We start from the raw sequence: 25,824 nt of genomic DNA, 5'->3' as shown, positions 1-25,824 counted from the left end.
TGATTTTCCTGGGTTCAAGTCTAGGAAACAAAGAGTCCTGTAGATGACGGCTATATCACATACAGATCGACGTACTCATTGACCGGCATCGCTTCGAGCTTTGCCTGGTCCAGCGACACGTCGAGAATCGCTTGTTGCTGCTTTGCCGGGAAGCGGCGGGCGAGGTTGGTCCTGAACTTCTCGACCAGGAGCGGGATGCCGTCGGCGCGGCGTCGCTGGTGGCCGATCGGGTATTCGACCGCCACTTCGGCAAGCGTCGATCCGTCCGCGAACTCGATCGTCAGCGCATTCGCGATCGATCGCTTGTCCGGATCGTGGTAATCCTTCGTGAACTGCGGATCCTCGACGCACACGGTTTTCGCGCGCAGCGCGTCGATGCGCGGGTCCGCCGCGACCGCGTCCTCGTAGTCGGCCGCCGTCAGCCGGCCGAACAGCAGCGGCACCGCGACCATGTACTGGATGCAGTGGTCGCGGTCGGCCGGGTTGGCGAGCGGCCCCTGCTTGTCGATGATGCGGATCGCGGCCGCGTGCGTGCGGATCGTGATCCGGCGGATGTCGTCGGTCGTGCGGCCCGCTGCGGCGAGCTGCGCGTGCAGCTGCAGCGCCGCTTCGGCGGCCGTCTGCGCATGGAATTCGGCGGGGAACGCGATCTTGAACAGCACGTTTTCCATCACGTACGTGCCGTACGGGCGCTGGAAGCGGAACGGCTGCCCTTTGAACAGCACGTCGTAGAAGCCCCAGGTCGGCGCGGTGAGCGCCGACGGGTAGCCCATCTCGCCGGTTTTCGCGATCAGCGCGAGGCGCACCGCGCGCGACGTGGCGTCGCCGGCCGCCCACGACTTGCGCGAACCCGTGTTCGGCGCGTGGCGGTAGGTGCGCAGCGCGTGGCCGTCGACGAACGCGTTCGACACCGCGTTCAGCAGCTCGTCGCGCGTGAGCCCGAGCAGCTGGCCGACCACGGCGGTCGACGCCACCTTGACGAGCAGCACGTGGTCGAGCCCGACCTGGTTGAATGAATTCTCGAGCGCGATGCAGCCCTGGATCTCGTGGGCCTTGATCATCGCGGTGAGCACGTCGCGCATCGCGAGCGGCGGCTTGCCGGCGGCGATGGCGGTGCGTGACAGCCAGTCGGCCGTCGCCAGGATCCCGCCGAGATTGTCGGACGGATGCCCCCATTCGGCGGCGAGCCAGGTGTCGTTGAAGTCCAGCCAGCGCACCATCGCGCCGATGTCGAACGCGGCCTGGACCGGATCGAGCTGGAACGCCGTGCCGGGCACCTTCGCGCCGTTCGGCACGATCGTGCCCGGCACGACGGGCCCCAGGAGCTTGGTGCACGCGGGGTAGGACAGCGCCTCGAGCCCGCAGCCGAGCGTGTCGATCAGGCAATGTCGCGCCGTCTCCCGCGCGAGCGGGCTGTCGGCCGCGGTGTTCAGCACGTAGTCGACGATGTCGACGAGTACCGTATCCGGGGCGGGGCGGACGTTGGAGACCGGGGCGGGCATCGAGGCGCCTGGGGGGAACGCGCTTAGTTCGTGACCGGCTTCAGCTCGTTCGACTGCGTCGGCGCCGGCGAGCCCTGCGCCATTTCCGGCGTCACGCACTCGTCCGCGAGGCGCTCGCCGCCGTTCGCGTCGCTGAACAGCATCGCCTTGGTCGGGATCACGACCAGCTTGAAGCCCGCGGCCGGATCGTAGAACGTGTCCGCGCCCGTCGTCGTTGCCTGGCGCGGCAGCTTGTAGTTCTTCTTCGCCCAGTGGACCGTGATCACCTGGTCACGCTTCATGTCGCCGGCGAGGTCGAACGACAGGCCTTCCTTGCACGACCACTTGGTTGCGCCTTCCGGCACCGAATCGACCTTCGCGGCGGCGGCGGCCTTCGCCTTCTTGCTGCGCGGGATGATGCGCTTGGCCGGTGCCGGGCGCTTGGCCGTTGCCTTCTTCGCGGTCGTGCCCGCTTCCTGGGCAAACGCACTCGGAGCCGACACCAGCATCGTGGCGGACAGGGCGCCGATGGCGGTAGCGATCAGGAGTTTCTTCATGGAGTCAGAACCTTTCGAAAATCAGTTGACAAGGCCGGCAGCGTCAGGCAGCCGGCCGGATTGAACTGCACGCGCCCCGGAAGCGCGCAGCGGCCGCTATTTTCACCTATTTGGCCACGCATATTTCAGGTTTTCGGGCTCCGTTACGTTTTTTGTCGATTGGCAACCAGATGGCCGATTCACGCCCCGGGCGCGGCGGCCTTGCCGAACAGCGGCGCGGCCTCGGCGGGCACTGCCTGGCCGGTCGCCCGCGCGCGGCGCAGCACCGACCAGTAATAGCGGTAGCTCGCGCGGTCGTGCAGCGTGTCGCCGTGGCGCGTCGGGCCCCAGTCGGCGGCCTGCGCGGCCAGCAGGATCTCGGCGGCGAGCGCGACTTCGTCGGTGCGCGGCGCGAACGCGTCGACGATCGGCCGGATCTGCGACGGGTGGATGCTCCACATCCGCGTGAACGCGAACTCGTCGCGCGCGCGGCGCGCGTCGTTCGCGACGACGCCCATGTCGCGCACCTCGGTCGTCACGTTGTGCGACGGCGTCTTGCCGTGCGCATGGCAGGCCGCGGCGATCTCGAGCTTCGCGCGGCGCACGAGCGGGTGCTCGAACTGGCCGGGCGAGCGCATCGCGGTGTCGGGAATCGCGCCGTGGTGCGCGGAAACGAAATCCATCAGGCCGAAGCTCAGCGTGCCGACCAGCGGCAGCGCGGCGAGGGCGGCCGCGTGCGCGAGCGCGCCGTGGGTTTCGACCAGCACGTCGACCGGAATCGGCTGCGCGATGCCGAGCTCGCGGCGCGTGCCCTCGATGAACGCGCACATCTCGGCCGCGTCGGCGGCGTTGGCGATCTTGGGCAGCGTGAGGTAGGCCGGCGGGCGCGCCGCGCGCAGGATGATGCGCACGTCGTCGCGCCAGTGCGGGTGGGAAAAGTCGTGGATCCGCGCGCCGACCCGCCCGAAGCGGTTTTCGGCGCTGCCGAGCAGGCTGGCGACCCGCTCCGCGTGCGCGGCTTCCTGGCCGACGGCCGCGCCGTCCTCGCAATCGAGCGTGATGTCGAACACCGGGCCCAGTTCGGCCTGCAGCGCGAGCGACTTGCGCATCAGCTTCTCGCTGCCCGCATAGTGGTCGCAGCATGGCAGGATCGCGGGCGGGGACGCCCCGTCGTACAGCACTTCGGCAGGAGTGAGCGCGGACATCTTCTTCTACGTCAAGGAGGCGGGCCAACGTGGAGAAAATCGGATTCGGGCACGTTCTGGGCCTGCGCGGCGCACCGCGCACGCGGCAAAACGCATCCGGATCGGATCGGGGGGCGGGGCGGCAGCCGCCGCCGCCCCGCGCCGAGGCCGGGCAGCCCAAGGGCTGCCCGGCCGGCGCCTGCTTACTTCAGCAGGTGAGCGACGCCGTCGCGCTCTTCGAGCAGCTCGGCCAGCGTGCCGTCCATCTTCTCGCGCGAGAACGCGTCGATTTCCAGGCCTTCGATGCGCTTGTACTCGCCGTTTTCGCACACGACCGGCACGCCGTAGATGATGTCTTCGGGGATGCCGTACGAGCCGTCCGACGGGATGCCCATCGTGACCCACTTGCCGTTCGTGCCGAGCACCCAGTCACGCACGTGGTCGATCGCCGCGTTCGCCGCCGACGCTGCCGACGACAGGCCGCGCGCTTCGATGATCGCCGCGCCGCGCTTGCCGACGGTCGGGATGAACGTGTCGCGGTTCCACACGTCGTCGTTGATCAGCTTCAGCAGCGATTCGCCTTCGGCGGTCGCGAAGCGGAAGTCCGGGTACATCGTCGGCGAGTGGTTGCCCCACACGGCGAGCTTCTCGATCGAAGCGACCGGCTTGCCCGACTTGGCCGCGAGCTGCGACAGCGCGCGGTTGTGGTCGAGGCGCAGCATCGCCGTGAAGTTCTTCTTCGGCAGGTCCGGCGCCGACTTCATCGCGATGTACGCGTTCGTGTTGGCCGGGTTGCCGACGACCAGCACCTTCACGTCGCGGCTCGCGACTTCGTTCAGGGCCGCGCCCTGGACCGTGAAGATCTCGGCGTTCGCCGACAGCAGGTCCTTGCGCTCCATGCCCTTCGAGCGCGGACGGGCGCCGACCAGCAGCGCGACGTCGGCGTCCTTGAACGCGACCTTCGGATCGTCGGTGATCACGACGCCCGCGAGCAGCGGGAACGCGCAATCGTCCAGTTCCATCACGACGCCTTTGACGGCGGCTTGGGCTTGCGGGAGGTCGAGCAGTTGCAGGATGACCGGCTGGTCCTTGCCGAGCAGGTCGCCGTTCGCGATGCGGAACAGCAGCGAGTAAGCGATTTGACCTGCGGCGCCGGTGACGGCAACGCGCTTAGCGGGCTTAGCCATTGAAAATCTCCAGGACGGGTGAAGCGAGGGATGCTCGTGAAAACGCCATTCTATGCGCGTTATGCGAAGCGTTGCATTGAAGCAGGGCGGAGGACTCGCGGTTGCTTGCGCGGTGACCTGGAGACGGGCCGAGGCACGTGGCCGGGGGCGCGCCGTGCGACTCGCGAACCCTTGCTCGCCCCGGAGTGTAGGAGCCGACGGGCCCAAAGTCAAACAGTATCATATGTCTTATATAAGACAGATGTTTTGCGGAATTTGAGTGGACGAAAAACCTGGGTTTGTGATGAAATGCGCGCCATGACATCGAACCAGGCGAACAACGCGAATCCGACCGGCGCAGGCGGCCCAGGGCAGCCGGGCGCGGCCGAGGTCGCGCCGGCGCCGTCGCCGACGTTCAGCCCTTTATACCAGCAGATCAAGGCATTGATCACGCAGAGCCTGGAAACGGGCGAATGGAAGCCGGGCGAGATCATCCCGAGCGAGGTGGAGCTCGCGGCCCGCTACAAGGTCAGCCAGGGCACCGTGCGCAAGGCGATCGACGAGCTGGCCGCGGAAAACCTGGTGGTTCGCCGGCAGGGGAAGGGCACGTTTGTTGCGACGCACAATGAAGACCGCGCGCAATTCCGCTTCCTGCGCCTGCTCGCCGACGACGGCGCGGAGCACGCGCACGTGAGCCGCCTGCTCGAGTGCCGGCGGATGCGCGCGCCGGCCGAGATCGCCCGCCAGCTCGACCTGAAGCCGGCCGACCCGGTGGTGCAGGTGCGCCGCCTGCTGGAGTTCGAGAACGAGGCGACGGTGCTGGACGAGATCTGGCTGCCGGGCGCGATGTTTCGCGGGCTCACGTTCGAGCGGCTGAGCGAGTACAAGGGGCCGCTGTACGCGATGTTCGAGACGGAGTTCGGCACCCGCATGATCCGCGCGTCGGAGAAGATCCGCGCGGTGGCCGCGGAGCCGGCGGTGGCCGACCTGCTGCACGTGCCGCCGGGCTTCCCGCTGCTGTCGGTCGAGCGCGTGTCGTACACGTACGGCGATCGGCCCGTGGAAGTGCGCCGCGGCTGGTACGTCACCACCGGGTACTACTATCAGAACGACTTGAGCTAGAAATGAAGTGGCTCACGCCGGATGCATTCGCCATCCCCATGTAGCGCGAAGCATGTTTCGGGCCGCCTTTATTCCGTGTCGCGTAACGATCCTGAGCAGGTTTTCGCTGCAGCGCGATATAAAAAGGCGCTAAAATTGCGGATTAGTGTGACAACATAAGTAGGGGTCTAGCATGACTGACGCAGTAAGAAAGCCGAGGCCGGAATACCGGAACATCGGATTCGGCGATATCACGATGAAATATCGCATGCCGCTGGCAGCGATCTTGTCGATTCTCCATCGAGTCAGCGGCGCGCTGCTGTTCCTGTTCCTGCCGTTCCTGCTGTTCCTCTTCGACCAGAGCCTCACCTCCGAGCTCAGCTTCGAAGGCTTCAAGTTCTTCCTCTCCAACATCGTCGTCAAGCTGATCGTCCTCGCGCTGTCGTGGGCGTTCTTCCATCACTTCTGCGCCGGCATCCGTCACCTGCTGATGGACGTCAACCACGACGCGGTCACGAAGGAAAGCGGCAAGAAGACGGCCGTCGTCGTGTTCGTCGTCTCGATCGCCCTCACGATCGCCATGGCCCTCAAACTGTTCGGAGCATTCTAAGAAATGGCAGCCAACAACCGAATCGGCTCGAAGCGCCTCGTCGTCGGCGCACACTACGGCCTGCGCGACTGGCTCGCGCAACGCGTGACGGCCACGATCATGGCCGTCTACACGGTCATCCTGCTGGTGCTGTTCTTCGGCGCGCATGATTTCTCGTACGAAGGCTGGGCATCGATCTTCGCCGCGCAATGGATGAAGCTCGCGACCTTCGTGATGCTGCTCTCCCTCTTCTACCACGCATGGGTCGGCGTGCGCGACATCTGGATGGACTACGTGAAGCCCGTCGGTGTGCGCCTGCTGCTGCAATCGCTGACCATCGTCTGGCTGCTCGCATGTGCGGGCTACGCCGCGCAGATTCTCTGGAGAGTGTAAAGAATGGCTGCAATCAAAAATTCCCTCCCGCGTCGCAAGTTCGACGTCGTGATCGTCGGCGCGGGCGGCTCCGGTTTGCGCGCGGCGCTGCAACTGTCGCGCGCGGGCCTGTCGGTCTGCGTGCTGTCGAAGGTGTTCCCGACCCGCTCGCACACGGTCGCCGCACAGGGCGGCATCGGCGCGTCGCTCGGCAACATGAGCGAAGACAACTGGCACTACCACTTCTACGACACGATCAAGGGCTCCGACTGGCTCGGCGACCAGGACGCGATCGAGTTCATGTGCCGTGAAGCGCCGAACGTCGTGTACGAACTCGAGCACTTCGGCATGCCGTTCGACCGCAACGCGGACGGCACGATCTACCAGCGCCCGTTCGGCGGCCACACCGCGAACTACGGCGAGAAGCCGGTGCAGCGCGCCTGCGCGGCTGCCGACCGTACCGGTCACGCGCTGCTGCACACGCTGTACCAGCAGAACGTCGCGGCGAAGACGCAGTTCTTCGTCGAATGGATGGCGCTCGACCTGATCCGCGACGCGGACGGCGACGTGCTCGGCGTGACGGCCCTCGAAATGGAAACGGGCGACGTCTACATCCTCGAAGGCAAGACGACGCTGTTCGCGACGGGCGGCGCAGGCCGGATCTTCGCGGCGTCGACCAACGCGTTCATCAATACCGGCGACGGCCTCGGCATGGCGGCCCGCTCGGGCATCGCGCTGCAGGACATGGAATTCTGGCAGTTCCACCCGACCGGCGTGGCCGGCGCGGGCGTGCTGATCACCGAAGGCGTGCGCGGCGAAGGCGGCATCCTGCGCAACGCGAACGGCGAGCGCTTCATGGAGCGCTACGCGCCGACGCTGAAGGATCTGGCGCCGCGTGACTTCGTGTCGCGCTCGATGGACCAGGAAATCAAGGAAGGCCGCGGCGTGGGTCCGAACAAGGACCACGTGCTGCTCGACCTGTCGCACATCGGCGCCGAGACGATCATGAAGCGTCTGCCGTCGATCCGCGAAATCGCGCTGAAGTTCGCGAACGTCGACTGCATCAAGGAACCGATCCCGGTCGTCCCGACCATCCACTACCAGATGGGCGGCATCCCGACCAACATCCACGGCCAGGTCGTGGGCACGTCGCGCGACCACAAGGAGCCGATCAACGGCTTCTACGCAGTGGGCGAATGCTCGTGCGTGTCCGTGCACGGCGCGAACCGCCTCGGCACGAACTCGCTGCTCGACCTCGTGGTGTTCGGCCGCGCGGCCGGCAACCACATCGTCGAGCACGTGAAGAACCAGCGCGATCACAAGCCGCTGCCGGCCGACGCAGGCGAATTCTCGCTGGCGCGCCTGAACAAGCTCGACAAGTCGACGTCGGGCGAATACACGCAGGACGTCGCGAACGACATCCGCGCGACGATGCAGAAGCACGCAGGCGTGTTCCGCACGTCGGCGCTGCTGAAGGAAGGCGTCGACCAGATGGCCGGCCTGAAGGCACGCGTGGAAAACATCCACCTGAAGGACAAGTCGAAGGTGTTCAACACCGCGCGCGTCGAAGCGCTCGAGCTGGAGAACCTGATCGAAGTCGCCCGCGCGACGATGGTCTCGGCGGAAGCCCGCAAGGAAAGCCGTGGCGCGCACGCGCACAGCGACTACGAGCACCGCGACGACGAGAACTGGATGCGCCACACGCTGTGGTACAGCGAAGGCGACCGCCTCGACTACAAGCCCGTTCAAATGAAACCGCTGACGGTCGAGTCCGTACCGCCGAAGGCCCGTACGTTCTAAGCCGAATCAAAGGAATCTGAAATGGCAAAACGCATTTTTGAAGTCTACCGCTACGATCCGGACAAGGACGCAGCGCCGCGCATGCAGACGTACGAACTGGATCTCCAGCACGAGCGCATGCTGCTGGATGCCCTGGTCAAGCTGAAGGCCGTCGACGAGACGCTGTCGTTCCGCCGTTCGTGCCGCGAAGGCGTGTGCGGTTCGGACGCGATGAACATCAACGGCAAGAACGGTCTCGCCTGCCTGACGAACCTGAACGACCTGCCGCAGAAGATCGTGCTGCGCCCGCTACCGGGCCTGCCCGTCGTGCGCGACCTGATCGTCGACATGACGCACTTCTTCAACCAGTACCACTCGATCAAGCCGTACCTGATCAACGACGCGCCGCCGCCCGAGAAGGAGCGCCTGCAGTCGCCGCAGGAACGCGACGAGCTCGACGGCGTGTACGAGTGCATTCTGTGCGCAAGCTGCTCGACGTCGTGCCCGAGCTTCTGGTGGAACCCGGACAAGTTCGTCGGCCCGGCCGGCCTGCTGCAGGCTTACCGCTTCATCGCGGACAGCCGCGACACCGCCACCGGCGAGCGTCTCGACAACCTCGAGGATCCGTACCGTCTGTTCCGTTGCCATACGATCATGAACTGCGTCGACGTGTGCCCGAAGGGCCTCAACCCGACGAAGGCGATCGGCAAGATCAAGGAACTGATGGTTCGCCGTGCGGTTTAAGGCCGGGTTGCAATGAGCGACGATTCGCATCAATCCGACCCGCACCGCCGCGCGCGCCTTCGCTGGCGCGCGCGGCGGGGTCTGCTGGAAAACGACATCATCTTCGAGCGTTTCTTCGGCAGATACGAGCATGACCTCACCGATGCAGACGTAGGCGCGTTGTCGCGCCTGCTCGATCTGAGCGACAACGACCTGATGGACTTGCTCCTCGCGCGCAAGGAACCAGAAGGCGACCTAGACAGCCCGGACATTCACCGGCTGTTGGAGATGCTGCGCAACGTGTAACCGCGTTTCGCCCGTTATCGAATCCCGTTTCTTTATTTCGATTGAGGATGTGCCATGACTCCGTCTGATGTTAAAGCCACGCTATCGTTCAGCGACAACTCGCCTAGCGTCGAACTGCCGATCTACAAGGGCACGATGGGCCCGGACGTGATCGACATCCGCAAGCTGTACGGCCAGACCGGCAAGTTCACGTACGACCCGGGCTTCATGTCGACGGCGTCGTGCAATTCGGCGATCACGTACATCGACGGCGACAAGGGCGAACTGCTGTATCGCGGCTACCCGATCGACAACCTCGCGCAGAACGCCGACTTCCTCGAGACCTGCTACCTGCTGCTGAAGGGCGAACTGCCGAACGAAGCGCAGAAGAAGGAATTCGTCGCGACCGTCACGAAGCACACGATGGTCCACGAGCAGATGCAGTTCTTCTTCCGCGGCTTCCGTCGCGACGCGCACCCGATGGCGATCCTGGTCGCCGCGGTCGGCGCGCTGTCGGCGTTCTACCACGACTCGCTCGACATCAACGACCCGCGTCACCGTGAAGTGTCGGCGATCCGCATGATCGCGAAGCTGCCGACGCTCGTCGCGATGGCCTACAAGTACAGCATCGGCCAGCCGTTCGTGTACCCGCAGAACAATCTGTCGTACAGCGCGAACTTCATGCGCATGATGTTCGCGAACCCGTGCGAGGAATACCAGGTCAACGACGTGCTCGTCCGCGCGCTCGACCGCATCCTGATCCTGCACGCCGACCACGAGCAGAACGCATCGACGTCGACGGTCCGCCTGGCCGGCTCGTCGGGCGCGAACCCGTTCGCATGTATCGCGGCCGGTATCGCATGTCTGTGGGGCCCGGCGCACGGTGGTGCGAACGAAGCCGCGCTGAACATGCTCGAGCAGATCGGCACGCCGGACAACATCCCCGAGTTCATCAAGCAGGTGAAGGACAAGAACTCGGGCGTGAAGCTGATGGGCTTCGGCCACCGCGTGTACAAGAACTACGATCCGCGTGCGAAGCTGATGCGCGAAACGTGCTACGAAGTGCTGAACGAACTGGGCCTGCACGACGACCCGCTGTTCAAGCTCGCGATGCAGCTCGAGAAGATCGCGCTGGAAGACGAGTACTTCGTGTCGCGCAAGCTGTACCCGAACGTCGACTTCTACTCGGGCATCGTCCAGCGCGCGCTGGGCATCCCGACGTCGATGTTCACCTGCATCTTCGCGATGGCACGTACGATCGGCTGGATCGCACAGTGGAACGAAATGATCGCGGATCCGGAACAGAAGATCGGCCGTCCGCGTCAGCTGTTCATCGGCGATACGCTGCGCGAAGCGAATCCGATCAACGCACGCTAAGCCGCGTGCGGCGCGAATGGCCGAACGGCCGTTCGCGTCCGGCAATCGCAACACCAGAACACCCCGGTGGGTCAGCCCGCCGGGGTGTTTTGCATTTCGGGCGGCCTGCGCCCGGGCAGGCGGCCGAATCGGTCGCCCCGCGTGCGCGAATTCGACGGAATCGGCTGCGCGCACGGCCGAAATCGACGCAACTGGCCCATTTTGACTCCCGATAATGGTTTGGCACCCGGGGCGGTCGCGCGGCAGATCGCGCAGGCCGCGCCCCATTCCAAGGAGGAGTCGATGCAGTTCACGCAAGCCATCGTTCGCCGGCCCGCCGCATCGTGCGGCGCGGGCCTCACCACCGCGCTGCTCGGCGCGCCCGACCACGACAAGACGCTCGCGCAGTTCGACGCGTACTGCGACACGTTGCGCACGCTCGGCGTCGCGATCACCGAATTGCCGCCGCTCGATGCGTTTCCCGACGCGCACTTCGTCGAGGACGTCGCCGTCGTCACGCCCGAATTCGCGGTGATCACGCGCCCCGGCGCGCCCGCGCGGCGCGGCGAGATCGATCACATCGCCACGCCGCTCGCCGCGCACCGCGAGCTGCTGCCGATGCGCGACGGCCGGCTCGACGGCGGCGACGTGATGCTGGTCGGCAAGCGCTTCTTCATCGGCCTGACCGGCCGCACGGATGCCGCCGGCATCGCGGCGTTCGAGGCGCTGGTGTCGCCGTACGGCTATACGGTCGTCGCGGTGCCGGTCGGCGAGGGCCTGCACCTGAAGTCGGTCGTCAACAGCGTGGGCGACGACACGCTGCTCGTGAACGAAGCGCTCGATGCGCACCCGGCGTTTGCCGGGTTCCGCCGGATCGTGGTCGCACCGGCCGACGAGTACGCGGGCAATACGCTGCGCGTGAACGACGCGCTGATCACGCCGGCCGGCTACCCGCGCGTGCACGCGCGCCTCGAGACGCTCGGCCTGCCGCTGCGCGTGATCGACACGAGCGAGTTCCGCAAGATGGACGGCGGGCTGACCTGCCTGTCGCTGCGGTTCTAGCCGGCTGGCACGCGGTGCGGTTCGGCCGGATAATGTGGCGCGCGTGCGAGGCGGCAGACGCCGCGTGCGCAAGCCACGACCCGACTGGAGCGAACCCGGATGCCCGACAAGAAGATGCAGCTCGACAAGATCGATCTCCGGATCCTCGACATCCTGCGCAACGACGGACGCATTTCATACCGCAAGCTGTCGGAGCTCGTGAACCTGACGCCGCGGCCGTGCCAGGCCCGCGTGGAACGGCTCGAGGCGATGGGCGTGATCGCCGGCTATCGTGCGGTGATCCATGCGCCGCGCGACAAGAAGTCGATCGTCGTGCTCGCGCAGATCGTGCTCGCCGACCACGGCCGCTCGCAGGCGCCGTTCGAGGAGGAGATGCGCGCGAACCCGGCGGTGCTCGACTGCTGGCTCGTCAGCGGCACCTTCGATTTCCTGGTGCGGCTCGCGTGCGACGATCTCGACGAGTATCGCCGGATCGCGAACGCGTGGCTCGAGAGCCCGCGCTACCGGATCGAGAAAATCGTGACGACGGCCGAGCTGCAGGTGATCAAGCGCAGCGCCGCGTGACGCCGCCGGGCGGCACCGCTTCAGCCGGAACCTGAATATTGCAGTCAATCGGCGCGCGAAGCCGCGCCTGATGATCTGCATCCCGAATCAAATTGGACGGACCGACTCTTTCAGGGTGAATGCTATGGACGCCATGCAAGCGACTGACGCAGGAATCGCATCGCCGCAGACGACGCTGAAGCGCCGCCTGCAAAGCCGCCATATCGCGATGATCGCGATCGGCGGCTCGATCGGCACGGGGCTGTTCGTCGCCTCCGGCGCATCGGTCGCGCAGGCCGGGCCGGGCGGCGCGATCGCCGCGTACGTGGTGATCGGGCTGATGGTCTATTTCGTCGTGACGGGGCTCGGCGAGATGGCCGCGCTGATGCCGGTGTCGGGCTCGTTCGCGGTCTACGGCGAGAAATACGTCGACGCGGGCTTCGGCGTCGCGCTCGGCTGGACCTACTGGTACAGCTGGGCGGTGACGATCGCGATCGAGCTGGTCGCCGGGCAGATCGTGATGCGCTACTGGTTTCCCGGCGTGCCGGGCATCTGGTGGGGCGCCGCGTTCCTGGTGCTGATCTTCCTGCTGAACACGCTGTCGGTGCGCGGCTTCGGGGAATCGGAGTACTGGTTCTCGCTGATCAAGGTCGTCACGGTGATCGCGTTCATCGCCGCGGGGCTGCTGATCGCGGCAGGTGCGATCGGCGCCGGCCACGCGGCAGGCTGGCGGAACTTCACGATCGGCGATGCGCCGTTCGTCGGCGGCGTGCACGCGATGATGAGCGTCGCGCTGATCGCCGGGTTTTCGTTCCTCGGCACCGAGCTGGTGGGGATCACGGCCGGCGAATCGGAGAACCCGCGCACGACGATCCCGCGCGCGGTGAAGCAGATCTTCTGGCGGATCATGCTGTTCTACGTGCTGGCGATCTTCGTGATCGGCCTGCTGATTCCGTACACCGACCCGAACCTGCTCAAGAGCGACGTGACCGACATCGGCGTGAGCCCGTTCACACTGGTCTTCAGCCACGCGGGGTTTCCGATCGCGGCCGGCGCGATGAACGTCGTGATCCTGACCGCGGTGCTGTCCGCGGGCAATTCCGGCACGTATGCGGCCACGCGGATGCTGTATACGCTCGCGACCGAGGGCCGCGCGCCGGCGATGTTCGCGACGCTGTCGCCGGGCGGCGTGCCGCGCAATGCGCTGTACGCGACGATGGCGGTCGGCGGGCTGTGCTTCCTGACGTCGCTGGCGAACAACCAGCGGATCTATCTGTGGCTGCTGAACACGGTCGGCATCACGGGCTTCATCGCGTGGCTTGGCATCGCGGTCAGTCACTACCGCTTCCGCAAGGGTCTGCTGAAGCAGGGCTACCGGCTCGACCAGCTGCCGTATCGCGCGAAGTGGTTTCCGTTCGGGCCGCTGTTCGCGATCGCGATCTGCGTGGCGATCTCGCTCGGGCAGGACTATCAGGCGTTTTTCGCGGAGAAGATCGACTGGATGGAGGTGCTGTCGATCTACGTGTGGATTCCGCTGTTCGTCGCGATCTGGTGGGGCTACCGGCGGGCCCGCAACAGCCGGCTCGTGCGCTACGACGAGATGGATATCGGCCCGTGGCTGAACCGGTCGGTCGACGCGGTGGATGCGGCGGCGGGGGCGCACGGCCCGGGCCGGTGAGCCGGCGCGTCAGCCCGCCTTCTTCAAATATGCCTTCATGAAATCGACCCACGCGCGCACCTTCTGCGGCACGTGCGGGGTCGATACGTACAGCGCGTACACGCTCTGCCGCGGAAACCGGTAATCGGGCAGCGCGTCGACCAGCGCGCCGCTCGCGAGATCGTCGCGCACCAGCCATTCCGGCAGCAGCGCGACGCCGCTGCCTTGCCGCGCAAGCGCTTGCAGCACCGACGCGTTGTCCACCACGAGCTGCGGCTTCGCGGCCGGCCGGAACACCTGCTCGCTGCCGTCGCGGTGCACGAGCGGCCATGCGGCGATCCGTTCCAGCCGGCTGTGGCCGAGCTGCGGCAGGCGGGCCAGCGCGTCGGGGGAGTCGATGCGCGGCACGCCGGCGCGTGCGGCCAGGCCGGGCGTCATCACCGGCCGCACTTCATACGTGCCGAGGCACACGCCGCGATACGGCAGATCCCGGAACTGCTCGGAGCGGCCGAGCCGGATCGCGACGTCGAAGCGGTCGCGCACGAGATCCGCCTGCGCCGTATGCGTGTCGAGCCGCACCCGCAGCGCGGGGTGCCGCTGCGTGAACGCATGCAGCGCGGGCGCGACGACCCGCGACGCGTATTCGACCGTCGACGTCACCCGCAGGCTGCCGTGCATGCCGCCGTGCTCGCCGCGTGCGTCGTCGATCGCGCCGTCGGCTTCGTCGAGCACGCGCACGCAGCGCGCGTAGAAGCGTTCGCCTGCGTCCGTCAAGGCGACCCGGCGCGTCGTTCGCGTGAGCAGCGTCACGCCGAGCTCGGTTTCGAGCTGCTTCACGTTGAAGCTGACGGCCGCGCGCGCCTGGTTCAGCGCGGCCGCGGCGGCCGTGAACGATCCCGCTTCGACGACGGCGCGGAAGATCGCGAAACGATCGAGGCTCACCATGGTTGTGTCGATCACCCTGCTTGAAAACGAAGTCCGGAGCGAAGGGTACCGGGAATGTGCGGCGGCGTGGGGCATTGCCGCCGTTTGCCGCGCTGAGCGCCGCCTTGGCGTGGGGCTTAGCCGCCGCTGCCGCCCTGCGTGCCGCCCCGGATTGTCATGATTTTTCGACGGGACTGTTCGCGTCGCCAGCCTTACCGGCGCCGCGGCCGGCCCCTAAACTGCGGCGTTTCGTTCGATTTCCGCCGACATGTCCGCTCGTTCCAGGGTTGCCGCCGTCTATCTGCTCGGGTTCGCCATCGATCTCGCGTGCATGTTCATGCTCAACGCCGCGTATCCGGCGCTGCAGCGCGAGCTGCACGCATCGGTCGCGCAGCTCGCGTGGGTCGGCAACACGTACGTGCTCGGCCTGACCGTCGTGATTCCGCTCGGCGCATGGCTCGCGCGCCGCTTCGGCGAGCGGCGGGTGCTGATCGCATCGCTGCTGCTGTTCGGGTTCGCGAGCCTCGGTGTCGCGCGTGCCGCGTCGATCGGCGCGCTACTCGCGTGGCGGCTGGCGCAGGGGCTCGGCGGCGGCCTGCTGATTCCGGTCGGGCAGGCGCTCGCGTATCGCGCGTATCCGCCGGACGCACGCGCGCACCTGACGTCGGTCGTGATGATGGTCGCGCTGCTCGTGCCGGCGCTGTCGCCCGCGATCGGCGGGCTTATCGTCGACCGGATGTCGTGGCGCGCGATCTTCGTCGGCATGCTGCCGCTTGCAGTTGCGACCGGCGGGCTCGCATTCGCGTGGCTGCCGGCCGACCGCGCGGGTGCGCGGCCGGCGCCGCTCGACTGGCCGGGGCTCGGCCTGAGCGCCGCCGCGCTCGTCGCGCTGCTGCTCGGCCTGACGTTTGCCGGCCGGCCCGGTGCGGGCCGGCTCGCGCTCGCGATGCTCATGGCCGCGGGCGCCGCCGGGCTCGGCTACGTGGCGCACGCGCGTCGTGCGGCCGCGCCGTTGCTCGACCTGCGGCTGCTCGCGCAGCCGCTGCTGCGCGCGGGTGTCGTCGTCTATCTGTGCGTGCCGGGCGTGTTCGCCGGCGTCAATCTCGTCGCCGCGCTGTATCTGCAGAACGAACTGGGGCTGAGCGCCGCGCATGCGGGCGCGCTGATGCTGCCGTGGGCGATCGCGTCGTGCTGCGCGATCGCGACGACACGCCGCGGGTTCGCGCGCTGGGGCCCGAGGCCGCTGTTCGCATGCGGGATCGCGGTCGATTGCGCGGGCATCCTGCTGCTCGCGACCCCGCTCGCCGCGTTCGAAGCGGGGCGCGTGGCCGCGTTCGCCGCGATGGGCTTCGGCGCGAGCCTGTGCACGAGCACCGCGCAGAGCGCCGCGTTCATCGACGTGCCGGCGGACCGCATGGGCGACGCGAGCGCGCTATGGAACCTGAATCGGCAACTGAGCTTCTGTGTCGGCGTGGCGGTGCTCGGCAGCGCGTTCAACGGGCTGTCGTCGCTCGCCGCGGGCGGCGCTGCGCTGCTGCCTTACCGGCAAAGCTTCGTGCTGGCGGCGCTGTTGACGCTGATCCCGCTGCTGCTCGTCGCACGGCTTGCGCCGCGCGGCTCGAGCAGCGCACAACCGGTTTCCCGACAATCGTGAAGGACCACCCATGAACCTGCCGAATCCGTATTTCCAGGAAGTCGTCGACGCGCATGTCGATATCGAGCAATGGCTGTCCGGCCACGCGGCCGGCGGGCGGTCCGCGCCGGTGCTCGCGCGGCTGCTTGCCCGTTTCTCGCCGCGGTTCACGATGATCACGCTGCAGGGCGCGGCGATCGATTTCGCAGGTGTCGACGCGCTGTTCTCGCAGGGGCACGGCGCGCGCCCCGGGCTGCGGATCGAGATCGACGCGCTGCAGGTGATCGCCGAATGGGACGGCGGCGCGGCGATCGGCTATCGCGAGACGCAGGCCGACGACGCAGGGCGGCGCACCGTGCGGCGCTCGACCGCCGTGTTCGAGCGCGACGCTCGCGGACGCATCGTGTGGCGGCATTTGCACGAGACGCCGGCGGCGGAGTGAGGCCGAGCGCGTCGAGAGCGGGCTGCGTCGCGCCGGCGGATCGACGGCCGGCCGCGGCGCGACGCAGCGCCCGCAGGACGCTTACCGCGCGACGGCCTCGAGCAACGCCGCCGCGGCGAGCTTGCCGATATTGTTGGACGCGAGCGGGCTGTCGCCGGTGATCAGCTTGCGGTCCTGATGGCAGCGGCCGGTGATGTCCCGGTTCAGCACCGTGACGCCGAGCTTCTCGAGGCTTTCGCCGACGAGCCAGGGCAGCGGGCCCGGCATGTAGCCGATGTCGAGGTTCGCCCCCTTGTCCAGCGAATCGGGGAACACGCAGATTTCGTAGCCCTTGAACGGATAGCGGTCCGGATCCTCGTCGACGGCCGACGCCAGCAGGCACGACGGGCCGTGGCACAGCGTGACGATGTGCCGGTCGTGGTCCAGCGCCCACTGCAGCGTGCGCTTGACTTCCCGGCTGTGCGGGATGCCGGCCAGCACGCCGTGGCCGCCCGGCACGAACACGGCGATATACGGCGAATCCGCGCCGAGGCTGCTTTCCAGCACGTCGGACAGCTTCAGCGGCGCCTTCAGCTTCGGCAGGTATTTCCGGTAGGTGCCCTGGACGGCCTCGTCCTCGCCGGGCATCGCCCACAGTTCGAGCTTCGCGGGGTTGCCGGACAGCGTCGCGATGTCGATCTCGAAGCCGGCCTTGTCCATGTGATACATCGGCAGCAGCATCTCGACCGGGTGATTGCCGGTCGAGAACATCTTGCCGTTGGTCATCAGGATGTAGCGCTCGTCGCTCGCAATCATCAGGACTTTCCACTTGCCGCCCCGGTACGGATTCGGGTAATCCGTGCCGTCGAAGTCCGTTTTCGACGACGTGTACATCGACAGGGAGTAGGGCGAAGGGAAGAACGCATTGTTCTCGGCGGGATCGGGGGTGGGCGCTTTGTCCAGGTCCTGGCGTTCGGAAGTCATGGCTACTCCTTTCTCGGGTTGGAACTTACGGCGGGCCGCAATGGGCGCCCACGCGCTCGCCGCGGGACGCCTTCGGGCGAATCTTACCGTTGCGTCCGGCGCGTGCGTCCCCCCCGAACAGGTGGGCTGACACGAACGCGATCCTTCTGCATGGCGCGCGCGGCGCCGGCTCACCCCCTGACAGGGGGGGTGTCCGGCCGGTGGCCGCTGGGTATCGTGGTCGACATTCCGGCTCGGGCGGCGCACCGCTTCCGGCCGGCCGTTTCGCATGCATTCCCGCATAGGAATGAAGAGGAGACGCCACGGTTTCGCGGTCCGACGCGCCCCGCAGCACGACCCCGGTCACCGGTGTCGGCGGCGGGCGCGGCCGCATCGGCAATCGTCGTCCGCTTATGGAGGCATTCATGAATGAGTCGTCCACGCCTGCGCCGGCGGCCCCGGCATCGTCCGCCTGCGCGTACCCGCTGCTGATCAAGCAGCTGCTGCATACGCCGCTCGCGACGCGGCCCGAGCAGGCGATCGTCTACAGCGACCAGGTCCGGTACGACTACTGGACGTTCCGGCACCGTGTCGGGCAGCTTGCCAGCGGGCTGTCGGCGGCCGGCGTCGCGCCCGGCGACACGGTGGCCGTGATGGACTGGGACAGTCACCGCTACCTCGAGTGCTACTTCGCGGTGCCGATGATGGGCGCGGTGCTGATGACCGCGAACGTCCGGCTGTCGCCCGACCAGCTGCTCCATACGCTGAACCACTCGGGCGCGCGCATCGTGCTCGTCCATCGCGACTTCCTGCCGTTGCTCGACGGCCTGCGCGCGCGGCTCGAGACGGTGCGCCGCTTCGTGCTGATCGGCGACGGCGAGCCGACGGCGCTGCCCGACGGCTTCGTCGACGAGTACGAAAACCTGGTGGCCGGCGGCTCGCCCGATTTCGTGTTCCCCGATTTCGACGAGAACACGCGCGCGACCACGTTCTACACGACCGGCACGACCGGGCTGCCGAAGGGCGTCGCGTTCACCCATCGCCAGCTCGTGCTGCACACGCTCGCGGGAATGGCGGCGCTGTCGAGCGCGCGCGAGCGCGGGCGCGTGCACCGCGACGACGTGTACATGCCGATCACGCCGATGTTCCACGTGCATGCATGGGGCATGCCGTACATCGCGACCGCGCTCGGGCTCAAGCAGGTGTATCCGGGCCGCTATGCGCCGGACGGTTTGCTCGCGCTGATCGCGCGCGAGTCGGTCACGTTCTCGCATTGCGTGCCGACGCTGCTCGGGATGATCCTGGACAGCCCGGCGTCGGCGTCGGTCGACCTGTCGTCGTGGAAGGTGCTCGTCGGCGGCTCGCCGCTGTCGGACGGGCTGGCGCGTGCGGCGCTCGCGCGCGGCATCGACGTGTATACCGGCTACGGGATGTCGGAAACCTGCCCGCTGATGACGATCGCGCAGGTCGACCCGCCCGCTGGCGGCGCAGACGCGCCGTGCGGCGACGACGTCGCGCGCCGCACGCGCACGGGGCTGCCGCTGCCGCTCGTCGACCTGCGCATCGTCGATGCGAACCTGCGCGACGTGCCGCACGACGGCCGCTCGAGCGGCGAGGTGGTGGTGCGCATGCCGTGGGCGACCGACGGCTATCTGGGCGACGAGGCCGCGTCGGCGGCGCTGTGGGAAGGCGGCTATCTGCATACGAACGACATCGGCGTGATCGACAAGGACGGCTGCCTGCAGATCACCGACCGCATCAAGGACGTGATCAAGACCGGCGGCGAGTGGGTGTCGTCGCTGGCGCTCGAGGACATCCTGTCGCGGCATCCGGCGGTGCGCGAAGCCGCGGTGATCGGCGTCAAGGATGCGAAGTGGGGCGAGCGGCCGCTGGCGCTCGTCGTGCTGGCCGACACCCATGTCGGGCGCGTCGGGCCGGCCGAGCTGCAGGCGCACGTGAAGGGCGTCGCCGATCGCGGGCTGATCTCGCGCTACGCGGTGCCGGAGAAGCTGCTGATCGTCGCGTCGATCGAGCGCACCAGCGTCGGCAAGATCAACAAGCGGGCGCTGCGCGAGCGCTACCAGGACGCGTGACGCGCACGCGCGGTCAGCCGCGCGTCGTCCCGCCGAGATCGTCGAACAGCCGCGCGTTGTCCCAGTACGCGCGGATTCGCGCGATGCGTCCCGCGGCGTCGAGTTCAAGGATGAACGCGTGCTTCAGCGAGAACGCATGGCCGCGATTCGCGATGCCGAGGAAATCGCGCGCCTGCGTGCCGCCGATCGTCACCTCGACCGTCACGTGACGGCCGGCGCTGTCGGGGTGGAGCGCGGTGATTTCGTTCGACAGATCCGGAAAGGCGTCGATCAGCGATGCCCAGATCGCCTTGCCCTGCACGGCGGCCGGCCCGGCCGCATCGAGCGGCACGTAGTCGATCGTCGCATGCTCGGCGCACAGCGCGAGCATGCCGTCGATGTCGTGGCGCCGATAGCGATCGAAGAACGCTTCGGCGATTTCGCTGCAATTCATGGCGGCTCCCTGCGCACGGGCGCGCAACGGTGGACGCGAGCGGGCGCATGCCGGCCGCATCGTCGAGCGCCCAGCATGAAGCGGCGGCCCGCATCGGCGTAACCCCCCGAATGGGGGGCTGATCGGCCGGCGGCCGATCGACAAGAATGCGAGCCTTTGCATTCGACCGGCGCGACCGGCGCGACCGGCCGGACGATGCCGCATGGCCCGGTCAGGAGAACCCTGACTATCGGCGGCCGGCATCGTATGTTTATGCTGTTACGCGGAACATCGCGGCCGCCCGCGCCGGCCGGGCGCCCGAGTGCGGTTGCCATCGGGAGAACATCGCGACAATGACGTCCAGGAAAAGCAGGCAGGCGGCGCTGTCCGTCGAGGCCGACGCGATCGACGTGCTGGTGCGCACCAAGCTGGTGCCGGCGCTGGCGCGCGAGCTCGTGCCGCGATCGATTCCGATCGGGCGGCTGAGGCGCGGCCTGGAGCGCCGGCTGACGGTCGTCAGCGCGCCGGCCGGCTACGGGAAGACGACGCTGCTCGCCGAGTGGCGCAACGTGCTGCTGTCGACGGGCGTGAAGGTCGCGTGGGTCAGCCTCGACCCGGACGACGACAACCCGTCGATCTTCTCGTCATACCTGATCGAGTCGATCGTCGTCGCGACGGGCGGCATCGGCAGCCGCGCGCAGCGCCTGCTGCGCGATCGCGCGCTGATTCCGCTGAAGGTCGTGTTCGACGAATTGCTCAACGAGCTCGATGCGGCCGGCGTCGAGCTGTTCGTGATGCTCGACGATTTCGACCGCCTCGCGTCGCCGGTGATACACGACGCGGTGTTCGGGTTGCTGCGCTACGCGCCGTCGAACCTGCACGTCGTGCTGTCGTGCCGCGCGACGCCGGCGCTGCCGCTCAGCCATTTCGAATCGCGCGACCAGCTCGTGCGCGTGGACGCGGACGACCTGCGCTTCGACGAACAGGAAACCCGCGCGTTCTTCGACCGGGTGGCCGGGAAGGCGCTCGACGCGGCCAGCCTAGAACGGCTGCGCGCGGCGACCGAAGGCTGGGTGTCGGGCCTGCAGCTCGCCGCGCTCGCGCTGCGCGACGAAAGCGACGAAAACGACGCGGCGCGCGTCGCGGAGCAGGTCGGCAACGCGCGCGCGGGCATCGCCACCTACCTGAACGAGAACGTGATGACGCACGTGCCGGACGCGATCCGGCATTTCCTGCTCTGCACCGCGGTGCTGGACCGGATGACGCCGCCGCTGTGCGACGCGCTGACCGGCGCGCGCGACGGCGCGGACTGCCTCGAATGGCTGAGCGTGCACAACCTGTTCATCAAGTCGATCGATGGCGGGCGCGAATGGTATCGCTATCACGCGCTGTTTTCGCAGTATCTGCGCGAGGAACTGGCGCTGCGGCAACCCGGGACGATCGCCGCGCTGCATCGGCGCGCGAGCGAATGGCATGCGGGCCGCCACCAGTGGCCGGACGCGGTGAGGCACGCGCTCGCGGCCGGCGATTTCGACGCGGCCGCGGCGTGGGTCGAGGCGTGCGCGATGAAGTTCATCGCGGCGAGCGACGTGCGCACGGTGCTCGACTGGGTGTCGCGGCTGCCCGACCATGCATCGAAGGGGCGGCTGCGCCTGCGCGTCGCCCATGCGTGGGCGCTGGCGCTCGCGATGCAGACGGTCGATGCGCGCCACGCGCTCGAAGCGATCGAGGCGGATATCGACGCGGGGCGGCTCGGCACGGACGACGTCACCGCGACCGAGCTGCTCGCGGTGCGCTCGCTGATCGCGGCCCTGTCGGATCGCAGCGCCGAATCGCTGCATCTCGGCGAGCGCGTGATGGCGGCCGGCCCGAAGCCCGGCTCGTGGATCGAGCAGATCGGCCAGACCACGCTGATCTTCGGGCTGAGCTATGCGGGGCGCATCGACGACGTGCTGGCGCTGCGCGCGCGTGCGGAGCGGGCCGCGCACGGCGACGTGCCGCTCTATGCGAACGTGTACCGGCGCAACATGTCGGGCTTGGCCGAATTCGTCGCGGGGCGCCTGCACGACGCGTCGAAGACCTTCGAGGCGGCACTGCAGTCGGCCGAGCGCGCGGCGGGGCGGCTGTCCGCGGCGACGGCGCTGTCGGCCGGCTACCTGTCGTCGATCTACTACGAATGGAACGACCTCGCGAAGGTGCGGGAAGCGCAGCGCGAGCGCTTCCAGATCGCGATGCAGGCGTGCTCGCTGGGGCCGCTGCAGCGCTTCATGCAGACCGCCGCGCTGCTCGCGTTCGACGCCGGGCAGGCCGTGCGCGCGCACGAGATTCTCGACGAGGCCGACCATGTCGCCTGCGGCCGGCAATGGCTGCGCCTGCGCGTGGCGTGCATGGCGACCGGCATTCGCCTGTACCTGAAGGAAGGCAACCTGACGCGCGCGAACCGGCTCGGGCATGCGCTTGCGTCGCTGGTGCCGGCCGCGCCGCCCGATGCGGTGTCGAGCTACGTCGAGACGTGGCAGATCGCGCAATCGGCGCAGGCGCGGCTGCTGCTCGGCGACCAGCGCGAACACGACGCGGCGAGCCTGATGGCGGCCGTGCACGAACAGGTCGCGGCGCGCGGGTTCGACTGGCTCGCCGCGCAGGCCGCGACGCTGCGCGCGGCGGCGCTCGAGCAGGCGGGGCACGCGGACGCCGCGCTCGACGTGCTCGCGCAGGCGCTCGAATACGGCCAGCGCAACGGGCTCGTGCGCACGTTCATCGACGAAGGCGCGGTGCTCGAGCGGCTGATCGCGCGCATGCAGGCGCAGGCGGAGCGTTTTCCGCAGGTCAGCGCGTGGTACGTGCGCGAGCTGGCGCAGGCGTTCGATGCGCACCGCAAGTCGGCCGGTGCGCAGGCCGCGCGGTCCGAGACGGCGCAGACGGCCGGCAACCTGAGTGCGCGCGAAGTCGAGATCCTCGACTATGTCGCGCGCGGGCTGTCGAACAAGGAGATCGCCCGCGCGCTGCGCGTCGCGCCGGAGACGATCAAGTGGCACCTGAAGAACATCTTCGAAAAGCTCAACGTCACGTCGCGCATCCAGGCGGTGCGCAGCGGGCTCGCGCTCGACCTGCCGCGTTCGCGCATGCACGACGGCGACGCGTGAGCGCCCCGGCACCGGCTTCAATCCTTCGACGAATCGGCAGGCCGAATCGCCTTGCGCCCGGCGTGATGCAAATTTGCATCCGTCGATCGGCAATTCACGACGTGCGATCGCGCGGGTCGATCGATAGACTGCCTCTTCATCGCGATGCGGCGAAACGGGGAGGTCCCCGGATTCGAGCGCGCATCGGCGTACTGCAGAGGATCGAATCGTGAATGATCAAATGAAAGCACTCCCGACCGAGATGAGCGCCGTCGAAATCGTGCGCCCCGGCGGCCCCGAAGTCCTGGTTCCGACGACGCGCCCGGTGCCGTCGCCGGCGGCCGGCGAAGTCCTGATCCGCATTCACGCGGCCGGCGTGAACGGCCCGGACGTGTTCCAGCGCAAGGGCCTGTACGATCCGCCGCCGGGGGCGTCGGATCTTCCCGGCCTCGAGATCGCCGGCGACGTCGTCGCGCTCGGCGCGGGCGTCACGCGCTTCGCGATCGGCGACAAGGTCTGCGCGCTGATTCCGGGCGGCGGCTACGCGGAGTACGCGGTTGCGAACGAGAGCAACACGCTGGCGATTCCCGAAGGCCTCGACATGGTCGAGGCGGCCGCGATGCCGGAAACCTTCATGACGGTGTGGCTGAACCTGTTCCAGCGCGGCAAGCTGGCGCGCGGCGAATCGGTGCTGATCCACGGCGGCGCGTCCGGCATCGGGACGACGGCGACGATGCTCGCGAAGGCGTTCGGCGCGTCGACGATCATCACGACGGTCGGCTCCGACGCGCAGCGCGACGCGAGCCTGCGGCTCGGCGCGGATCTCGCGATCGACTACCGGAACGAGGATTTCGTCGAGGCCGTCAAGCGCTTCACCGACGGCAAGGGCGTCGACGTGATCGTCGACATCATCGCCGGCGACTACGTCGCCCGCAATTACGCGGCGGCCGCGATGAACGGGCGGATCGTGCAGATCGGCGTGATCAACGGGCCCGCGAAGGAACTCGACCTGTTCCCGATGCTGACCAAGCGCCTGACGCACATCGGCTCCACGCTGCGTTCGCGCACCTACGCGGAGAAGGCGCAGATCATCCACGAGCTCGAAGCCGCGGTGTGGCCGCTGATCAAGCAGGGCACGGTGAAGCCGCTGATCCATCGCCAGTTCGACCTGCGCGATGCGCGCGGCGCGCACGAGCTGATGGATTCCGGCCTGCACATCGGCAAGATCGTGCTGAAGACGGCGGCCGGGCAGCGCGACTGATCTGAACAATGGCCGCCGGCCGCAAGCAATCCTGACGAGCGTTTCACACTGCCGGGCAGCGCGACAGCCCCCCGTGCGGGGGGTGATTGCGCGCGCATGAATCGCCGACAATCCGGTTCAGCGCACGGGCCACGCACCCGGGACGTCATTCGGGCGCAATGAAAGGCGATGGATCGGAATGGACATGCTTGAAAACATGCGGACCTTCGTCCGCGTTGCGCAGGCGGGCAGCTTCACCGCGGTCGCGAAGCAGACGGACGTGGCGATCGCGCAGGTGTCGCGGGCGATCGCCAGCCTCGAGGAGTACGCGCAAACGCGGCTGCTGCACCGGACGACGCGCAAGATCGCGCTGACCGACAGCGGGCGGCGCTACTTCGAGCGCGTGTCGTCGATCCTGAGCGACGTCGACCAGGCGAACGCCGAGGCGCGCAACGCGCTCGTGCGGCCGTACGGCCGGCTGCGCATCCACACGATGCCGGGGCTCGGCCAGAGCCACGTGACCGCGTCGATCGTCGCGTACCAGGAAAGGTTCGCCGACGTGTCGGTCGAGATCACCTATTCGCAGCGCATGCCGAACCTGGTCGAGGAAGGCTACGACATCTCGATCCTGACCGCGTCGAGCCTGCCGGATTCCGCATACATCGCGCACACGTACGGCAAGAGCCACAGCATCCTCGTTGCATCGCGGGACTACCTCGACACGCACGGCACGCCGTCGACGCCGGCCGATCTCGACGCGCACGCGTGCCTGCGTCTCGACACGCCGGCCGAGCCGAACGGCGAATGGCTGCTGCATGGCGAGGACGGCAGCGTCGTATCGCATTCGGTGCTGATGGCCCCGTTCCAGGTGAACGCGCCCGAGGCGATGATGGTGGCGTTGCGCGCGGGGCGCGGCATCGGCTCGCTGGCGATCTATTCGGCGCTCGACGAGCTGAGAAGCGGGCGGCTCGTCCGGGTGTTGCCGGGCTACCGGCTGCAGCTGCTGGACGTCTATGCGATCTATGTGTCGCGGCAGTTCATGGATGCGAAGGTACGAACCTTTCTCGATCACCTGCGCAGCACGCTGCCGCCCGCGTTGAGCGCGGACGAACAGGCGCTGGAGGCGATGGCGATGCAGGCTCGCAGCGAGGTGTAGCAAGCGGGCGCGCATCCGCCGTTTTC

The 25,824-nt window shown here is 67.8% G+C and carries 23 protein-coding genes; 16 read left to right on the top strand and 7 right to left on the bottom strand.

Annotated elements, in window-relative coordinates:
* Positions 1 to 50: 50 nt before the first annotated feature.
* The 4 genes from HWY45_RS01480 to HWY45_RS01465 form a co-directional block, all read right to left on the bottom strand.
* Positions 51 to 1,502 (bottom strand): bifunctional 2-methylcitrate dehydratase/aconitate hydratase, encoded by a 1,452-nt coding sequence (locus HWY45_RS01480; RefSeq protein ID WP_059808582.1) that lies wholly within the window; start codon positions 1,500 to 1,502, stop codon positions 51 to 53.
* 23 nt (positions 1,503 to 1,525) lie between these two features.
* On the bottom strand, positions 1,526 to 2,038 hold the full coding sequence (locus tag HWY45_RS01475) for a hypothetical protein (RefSeq protein WP_059566005.1): 513 nt from the start codon (positions 2,036 to 2,038) through the stop codon (positions 1,526 to 1,528).
* A 179-nt stretch (positions 2,039 to 2,217) separates the two neighbouring features.
* Positions 2,218 to 3,222 carry an HpcH/HpaI aldolase/citrate lyase family protein gene (locus HWY45_RS01470; protein WP_059884315.1) on the bottom strand — a complete coding sequence of 335 codons (1,005 nt, stop codon included), beginning with the start codon at positions 3,220 to 3,222 and terminating at the stop codon, positions 2,218 to 2,220.
* A 182-nt stretch (positions 3,223 to 3,404) separates the two neighbouring features.
* Entirely contained in the window at positions 3,405 to 4,388 is a 984-nt protein-coding gene (locus tag HWY45_RS01465) for a malate dehydrogenase (RefSeq protein ID WP_059566007.1), read from the bottom strand.
* Positions 4,389 to 4,685: 297 nt separating this feature from the next.
* Here HWY45_RS01465 and HWY45_RS01460 point away from each other — a divergent pair, with 297 nt between their 5' ends.
* From HWY45_RS01460 to HWY45_RS01415, 10 genes are all read left to right on the top strand, one after another.
* Positions 4,686 to 5,489: a GntR family transcriptional regulator gene (locus HWY45_RS01460; RefSeq protein ID WP_059566044.1), complete on the top strand. Its 804-nt coding sequence runs from the start codon at positions 4,686 to 4,688 to the stop codon at positions 5,487 to 5,489.
* Positions 5,490 to 5,661: 172 nt separating this feature from the next.
* Positions 5,662 to 6,078: a succinate dehydrogenase, cytochrome b556 subunit gene (gene sdhC, locus HWY45_RS01455; protein WP_059566008.1), complete on the top strand. Its 417-nt coding sequence runs from the start codon at positions 5,662 to 5,664 to the stop codon at positions 6,076 to 6,078.
* A gap of 3 nt (positions 6,079 to 6,081) precedes the next feature.
* Positions 6,082 to 6,450: a succinate dehydrogenase, hydrophobic membrane anchor protein gene (gene sdhD, locus HWY45_RS01450; protein ID WP_006487767.1), complete on the top strand. Its 369-nt coding sequence runs from the start codon at positions 6,082 to 6,084 to the stop codon at positions 6,448 to 6,450.
* A gap of 3 nt (positions 6,451 to 6,453) precedes the next feature.
* The gene (sdhA, locus tag HWY45_RS01445; RefSeq protein ID WP_059566009.1) at positions 6,454 to 8,229 is read left to right on the top strand and encodes a succinate dehydrogenase flavoprotein subunit; all 1,776 of its coding nucleotides are present in this window, start codon (positions 6,454 to 6,456) and stop codon (positions 8,227 to 8,229) included.
* 21 nt (positions 8,230 to 8,250) lie between these two features.
* Entirely contained in the window at positions 8,251 to 8,952 is a 702-nt protein-coding gene (locus tag HWY45_RS01440; protein WP_010089182.1) for a succinate dehydrogenase iron-sulfur subunit, read from the top strand.
* Positions 8,953 to 8,964: 12 nt separating this feature from the next.
* Positions 8,965 to 9,237 (top strand): FAD assembly factor SdhE, encoded by a 273-nt coding sequence (locus tag HWY45_RS01435; protein ID WP_031400668.1) that lies wholly within the window; start codon positions 8,965 to 8,967, stop codon positions 9,235 to 9,237.
* 54 nt (positions 9,238 to 9,291) lie between these two features.
* The gene (gltA, locus tag HWY45_RS01430; protein ID WP_059884314.1) at positions 9,292 to 10,593 is read left to right on the top strand and encodes a citrate synthase; all 1,302 of its coding nucleotides are present in this window, start codon (positions 9,292 to 9,294) and stop codon (positions 10,591 to 10,593) included.
* Positions 10,594 to 10,875: 282 nt separating this feature from the next.
* Complete coding sequence (locus HWY45_RS01425) at positions 10,876 to 11,634, top strand: dimethylarginine dimethylaminohydrolase family protein (RefSeq protein WP_059808909.1); 759 nt, start codon at positions 10,876 to 10,878, stop codon at positions 11,632 to 11,634.
* A 99-nt stretch (positions 11,635 to 11,733) separates the two neighbouring features.
* Positions 11,734 to 12,198 (top strand): Lrp/AsnC family transcriptional regulator, encoded by a 465-nt coding sequence (locus HWY45_RS01420; protein WP_059808572.1) that lies wholly within the window; start codon positions 11,734 to 11,736, stop codon positions 12,196 to 12,198.
* Between the two features lie 124 nt (positions 12,199 to 12,322).
* Positions 12,323 to 13,855 carry an amino acid permease gene (locus tag HWY45_RS01415; RefSeq protein WP_059884313.1) on the top strand — a complete coding sequence of 511 codons (1,533 nt, stop codon included), beginning with the start codon at positions 12,323 to 12,325 and terminating at the stop codon, positions 13,853 to 13,855.
* 9 nt (positions 13,856 to 13,864) lie between these two features.
* On the opposite strand, the gene HWY45_RS01410 is transcribed toward HWY45_RS01415, so the two are convergent.
* Entirely contained in the window at positions 13,865 to 14,779 is a 915-nt protein-coding gene (locus HWY45_RS01410; RefSeq protein WP_059884312.1) for a LysR family transcriptional regulator, read from the bottom strand.
* Positions 14,780 to 15,026: 247 nt separating this feature from the next.
* Between HWY45_RS01410 and HWY45_RS01405 the strand changes: the two genes are divergently transcribed.
* Both HWY45_RS01405 and HWY45_RS01400 read left to right on the top strand, forming a co-directional pair.
* On the top strand, positions 15,027 to 16,412 hold the full coding sequence (locus tag HWY45_RS01405; RefSeq protein WP_059884311.1) for an MFS transporter: 1,386 nt from the start codon (positions 15,027 to 15,029) through the stop codon (positions 16,410 to 16,412).
* A 10-nt stretch (positions 16,413 to 16,422) separates the two neighbouring features.
* Entirely contained in the window at positions 16,423 to 16,833 is a 411-nt protein-coding gene (locus HWY45_RS01400; protein WP_059884310.1) for a hypothetical protein, read from the top strand.
* A gap of 81 nt (positions 16,834 to 16,914) precedes the next feature.
* On the opposite strand, the gene hchA is transcribed toward HWY45_RS01400, so the two are convergent.
* A complete protein-coding gene (hchA, locus tag HWY45_RS01395) occupies positions 16,915 to 17,796 on the bottom strand; it encodes a glyoxalase III HchA (protein WP_059884309.1) in 882 nt (293 codons plus the stop codon).
* Positions 17,797 to 18,188: 392 nt separating this feature from the next.
* Between hchA and HWY45_RS01390 the strand changes: the two genes are divergently transcribed.
* A complete protein-coding gene (locus HWY45_RS01390) occupies positions 18,189 to 19,868 on the top strand; it encodes a fatty acid--CoA ligase (protein ID WP_059884308.1) in 1,680 nt (559 codons plus the stop codon).
* 13 nt (positions 19,869 to 19,881) lie between these two features.
* Here HWY45_RS01390 and HWY45_RS01385 read toward each other — a convergent pair whose 3' ends face one another.
* The gene (locus tag HWY45_RS01385) at positions 19,882 to 20,301 is read right to left on the bottom strand and encodes a nuclear transport factor 2 family protein (RefSeq protein ID WP_059884307.1); all 420 of its coding nucleotides are present in this window, start codon (positions 20,299 to 20,301) and stop codon (positions 19,882 to 19,884) included.
* A gap of 332 nt (positions 20,302 to 20,633) precedes the next feature.
* On the opposite strand from HWY45_RS01385, the gene HWY45_RS01380 reads away from it, so the two are divergent.
* The 3 genes from HWY45_RS01380 (at position 20,634) to HWY45_RS01370 (ending at position 25,798) form a co-directional block, all read left to right on the top strand.
* Complete coding sequence (locus HWY45_RS01380; protein ID WP_059884306.1) at positions 20,634 to 23,423, top strand: winged helix-turn-helix domain-containing protein; 2,790 nt, start codon at positions 20,634 to 20,636, stop codon at positions 23,421 to 23,423.
* A gap of 241 nt (positions 23,424 to 23,664) precedes the next feature.
* Entirely contained in the window at positions 23,665 to 24,663 is a 999-nt protein-coding gene (locus tag HWY45_RS01375) for an NAD(P)H-quinone oxidoreductase (protein WP_059884492.1), read from the top strand.
* A 178-nt stretch (positions 24,664 to 24,841) separates the two neighbouring features.
* Positions 24,842 to 25,798: a LysR family transcriptional regulator gene (locus tag HWY45_RS01370; RefSeq protein ID WP_059884305.1), complete on the top strand. Its 957-nt coding sequence runs from the start codon at positions 24,842 to 24,844 to the stop codon at positions 25,796 to 25,798.
* Positions 25,799 to 25,824 lie beyond the last annotated feature (26 nt).

This window comes from Burkholderia stagnalis, from assembly GCF_902830275.1.
GTDB classification, from domain to species: Bacteria; Pseudomonadota; Gammaproteobacteria; order Burkholderiales; family Burkholderiaceae; genus Burkholderia; species Burkholderia stagnalis.
Note: the sequence above shows the minus strand (reverse complement) of the source record. Positions and strands in the feature narration are given on the sequence as shown.

What these genes read in the sequence shown, in the direction of transcription:
- HWY45_RS01425 (WP_059808909.1), top strand. Translation starts at nt 10,876, where the DNA reads ATGCAGTTCACGCAAGCCATCGTTCGCCGGCCCGCCGCATCGTGCGGC.
- HWY45_RS01380 (WP_059884306.1), top strand. Translation starts at nt 20,634, where the DNA reads ATGACGTCCAGGAAAAGCAGGCAGGCGGCGCTGTCCGTCGAGGCCGAC.
- HWY45_RS01435 (WP_031400668.1), top strand. Translation starts at nt 8,965, where the DNA reads ATGAGCGACGATTCGCATCAATCCGACCCGCACCGCCGCGCGCGCCTT.
- sdhC (WP_059566008.1), top strand. Translation starts at nt 5,662, where the DNA reads ATGACTGACGCAGTAAGAAAGCCGAGGCCGGAATACCGGAACATCGGA.
- HWY45_RS01405 (WP_059884311.1), top strand. Translation starts at nt 15,027, where the DNA reads ATGTCCGCTCGTTCCAGGGTTGCCGCCGTCTATCTGCTCGGGTTCGCC.
- HWY45_RS01370 (WP_059884305.1), top strand. Translation starts at nt 24,842, where the DNA reads ATGGACATGCTTGAAAACATGCGGACCTTCGTCCGCGTTGCGCAGGCG.
- HWY45_RS01465 (WP_059566007.1), bottom strand. Translation starts at nt 4,388, where the DNA reads ATGGCTAAGCCCGCTAAGCGCGTTGCCGTCACCGGCGCCGCAGGTCAA.
- sdhA (WP_059566009.1), top strand. Translation starts at nt 6,454, where the DNA reads ATGGCTGCAATCAAAAATTCCCTCCCGCGTCGCAAGTTCGACGTCGTG.
- HWY45_RS01440 (WP_010089182.1), top strand. Translation starts at nt 8,251, where the DNA reads ATGGCAAAACGCATTTTTGAAGTCTACCGCTACGATCCGGACAAGGAC.
- HWY45_RS01475 (WP_059566005.1), bottom strand. Translation starts at nt 2,038, where the DNA reads ATGAAGAAACTCCTGATCGCTACCGCCATCGGCGCCCTGTCCGCCACG.
- HWY45_RS01460 (WP_059566044.1), top strand. Translation starts at nt 4,686, where the DNA reads ATGACATCGAACCAGGCGAACAACGCGAATCCGACCGGCGCAGGCGGC.
- gltA (WP_059884314.1), top strand. Translation starts at nt 9,292, where the DNA reads ATGACTCCGTCTGATGTTAAAGCCACGCTATCGTTCAGCGACAACTCG.
- HWY45_RS01375 (WP_059884492.1), top strand. Translation starts at nt 23,665, where the DNA reads ATGAGCGCCGTCGAAATCGTGCGCCCCGGCGGCCCCGAAGTCCTGGTT.
- sdhD (WP_006487767.1), top strand. Translation starts at nt 6,082, where the DNA reads ATGGCAGCCAACAACCGAATCGGCTCGAAGCGCCTCGTCGTCGGCGCA.
- HWY45_RS01420 (WP_059808572.1), top strand. Translation starts at nt 11,734, where the DNA reads ATGCCCGACAAGAAGATGCAGCTCGACAAGATCGATCTCCGGATCCTC.
- HWY45_RS01415 (WP_059884313.1), top strand. Translation starts at nt 12,323, where the DNA reads ATGGACGCCATGCAAGCGACTGACGCAGGAATCGCATCGCCGCAGACG.
- HWY45_RS01480 (WP_059808582.1), bottom strand. Translation starts at nt 1,502, where the DNA reads ATGCCCGCCCCGGTCTCCAACGTCCGCCCCGCCCCGGATACGGTACTC.
- HWY45_RS01470 (WP_059884315.1), bottom strand. Translation starts at nt 3,222, where the DNA reads ATGTCCGCGCTCACTCCTGCCGAAGTGCTGTACGACGGGGCGTCCCCG.
- HWY45_RS01385 (WP_059884307.1), bottom strand. Translation starts at nt 20,301, where the DNA reads ATGAATTGCAGCGAAATCGCCGAAGCGTTCTTCGATCGCTATCGGCGC.
- hchA (WP_059884309.1), bottom strand. Translation starts at nt 17,796, where the DNA reads ATGACTTCCGAACGCCAGGACCTGGACAAAGCGCCCACCCCCGATCCC.
- HWY45_RS01400 (WP_059884310.1), top strand. Translation starts at nt 16,423, where the DNA reads ATGAACCTGCCGAATCCGTATTTCCAGGAAGTCGTCGACGCGCATGTC.
- HWY45_RS01410 (WP_059884312.1), bottom strand. Translation starts at nt 14,779, where the DNA reads ATGGTGAGCCTCGATCGTTTCGCGATCTTCCGCGCCGTCGTCGAAGCG.
- HWY45_RS01390 (WP_059884308.1), top strand. Translation starts at nt 18,189, where the DNA reads ATGGAGGCATTCATGAATGAGTCGTCCACGCCTGCGCCGGCGGCCCCG.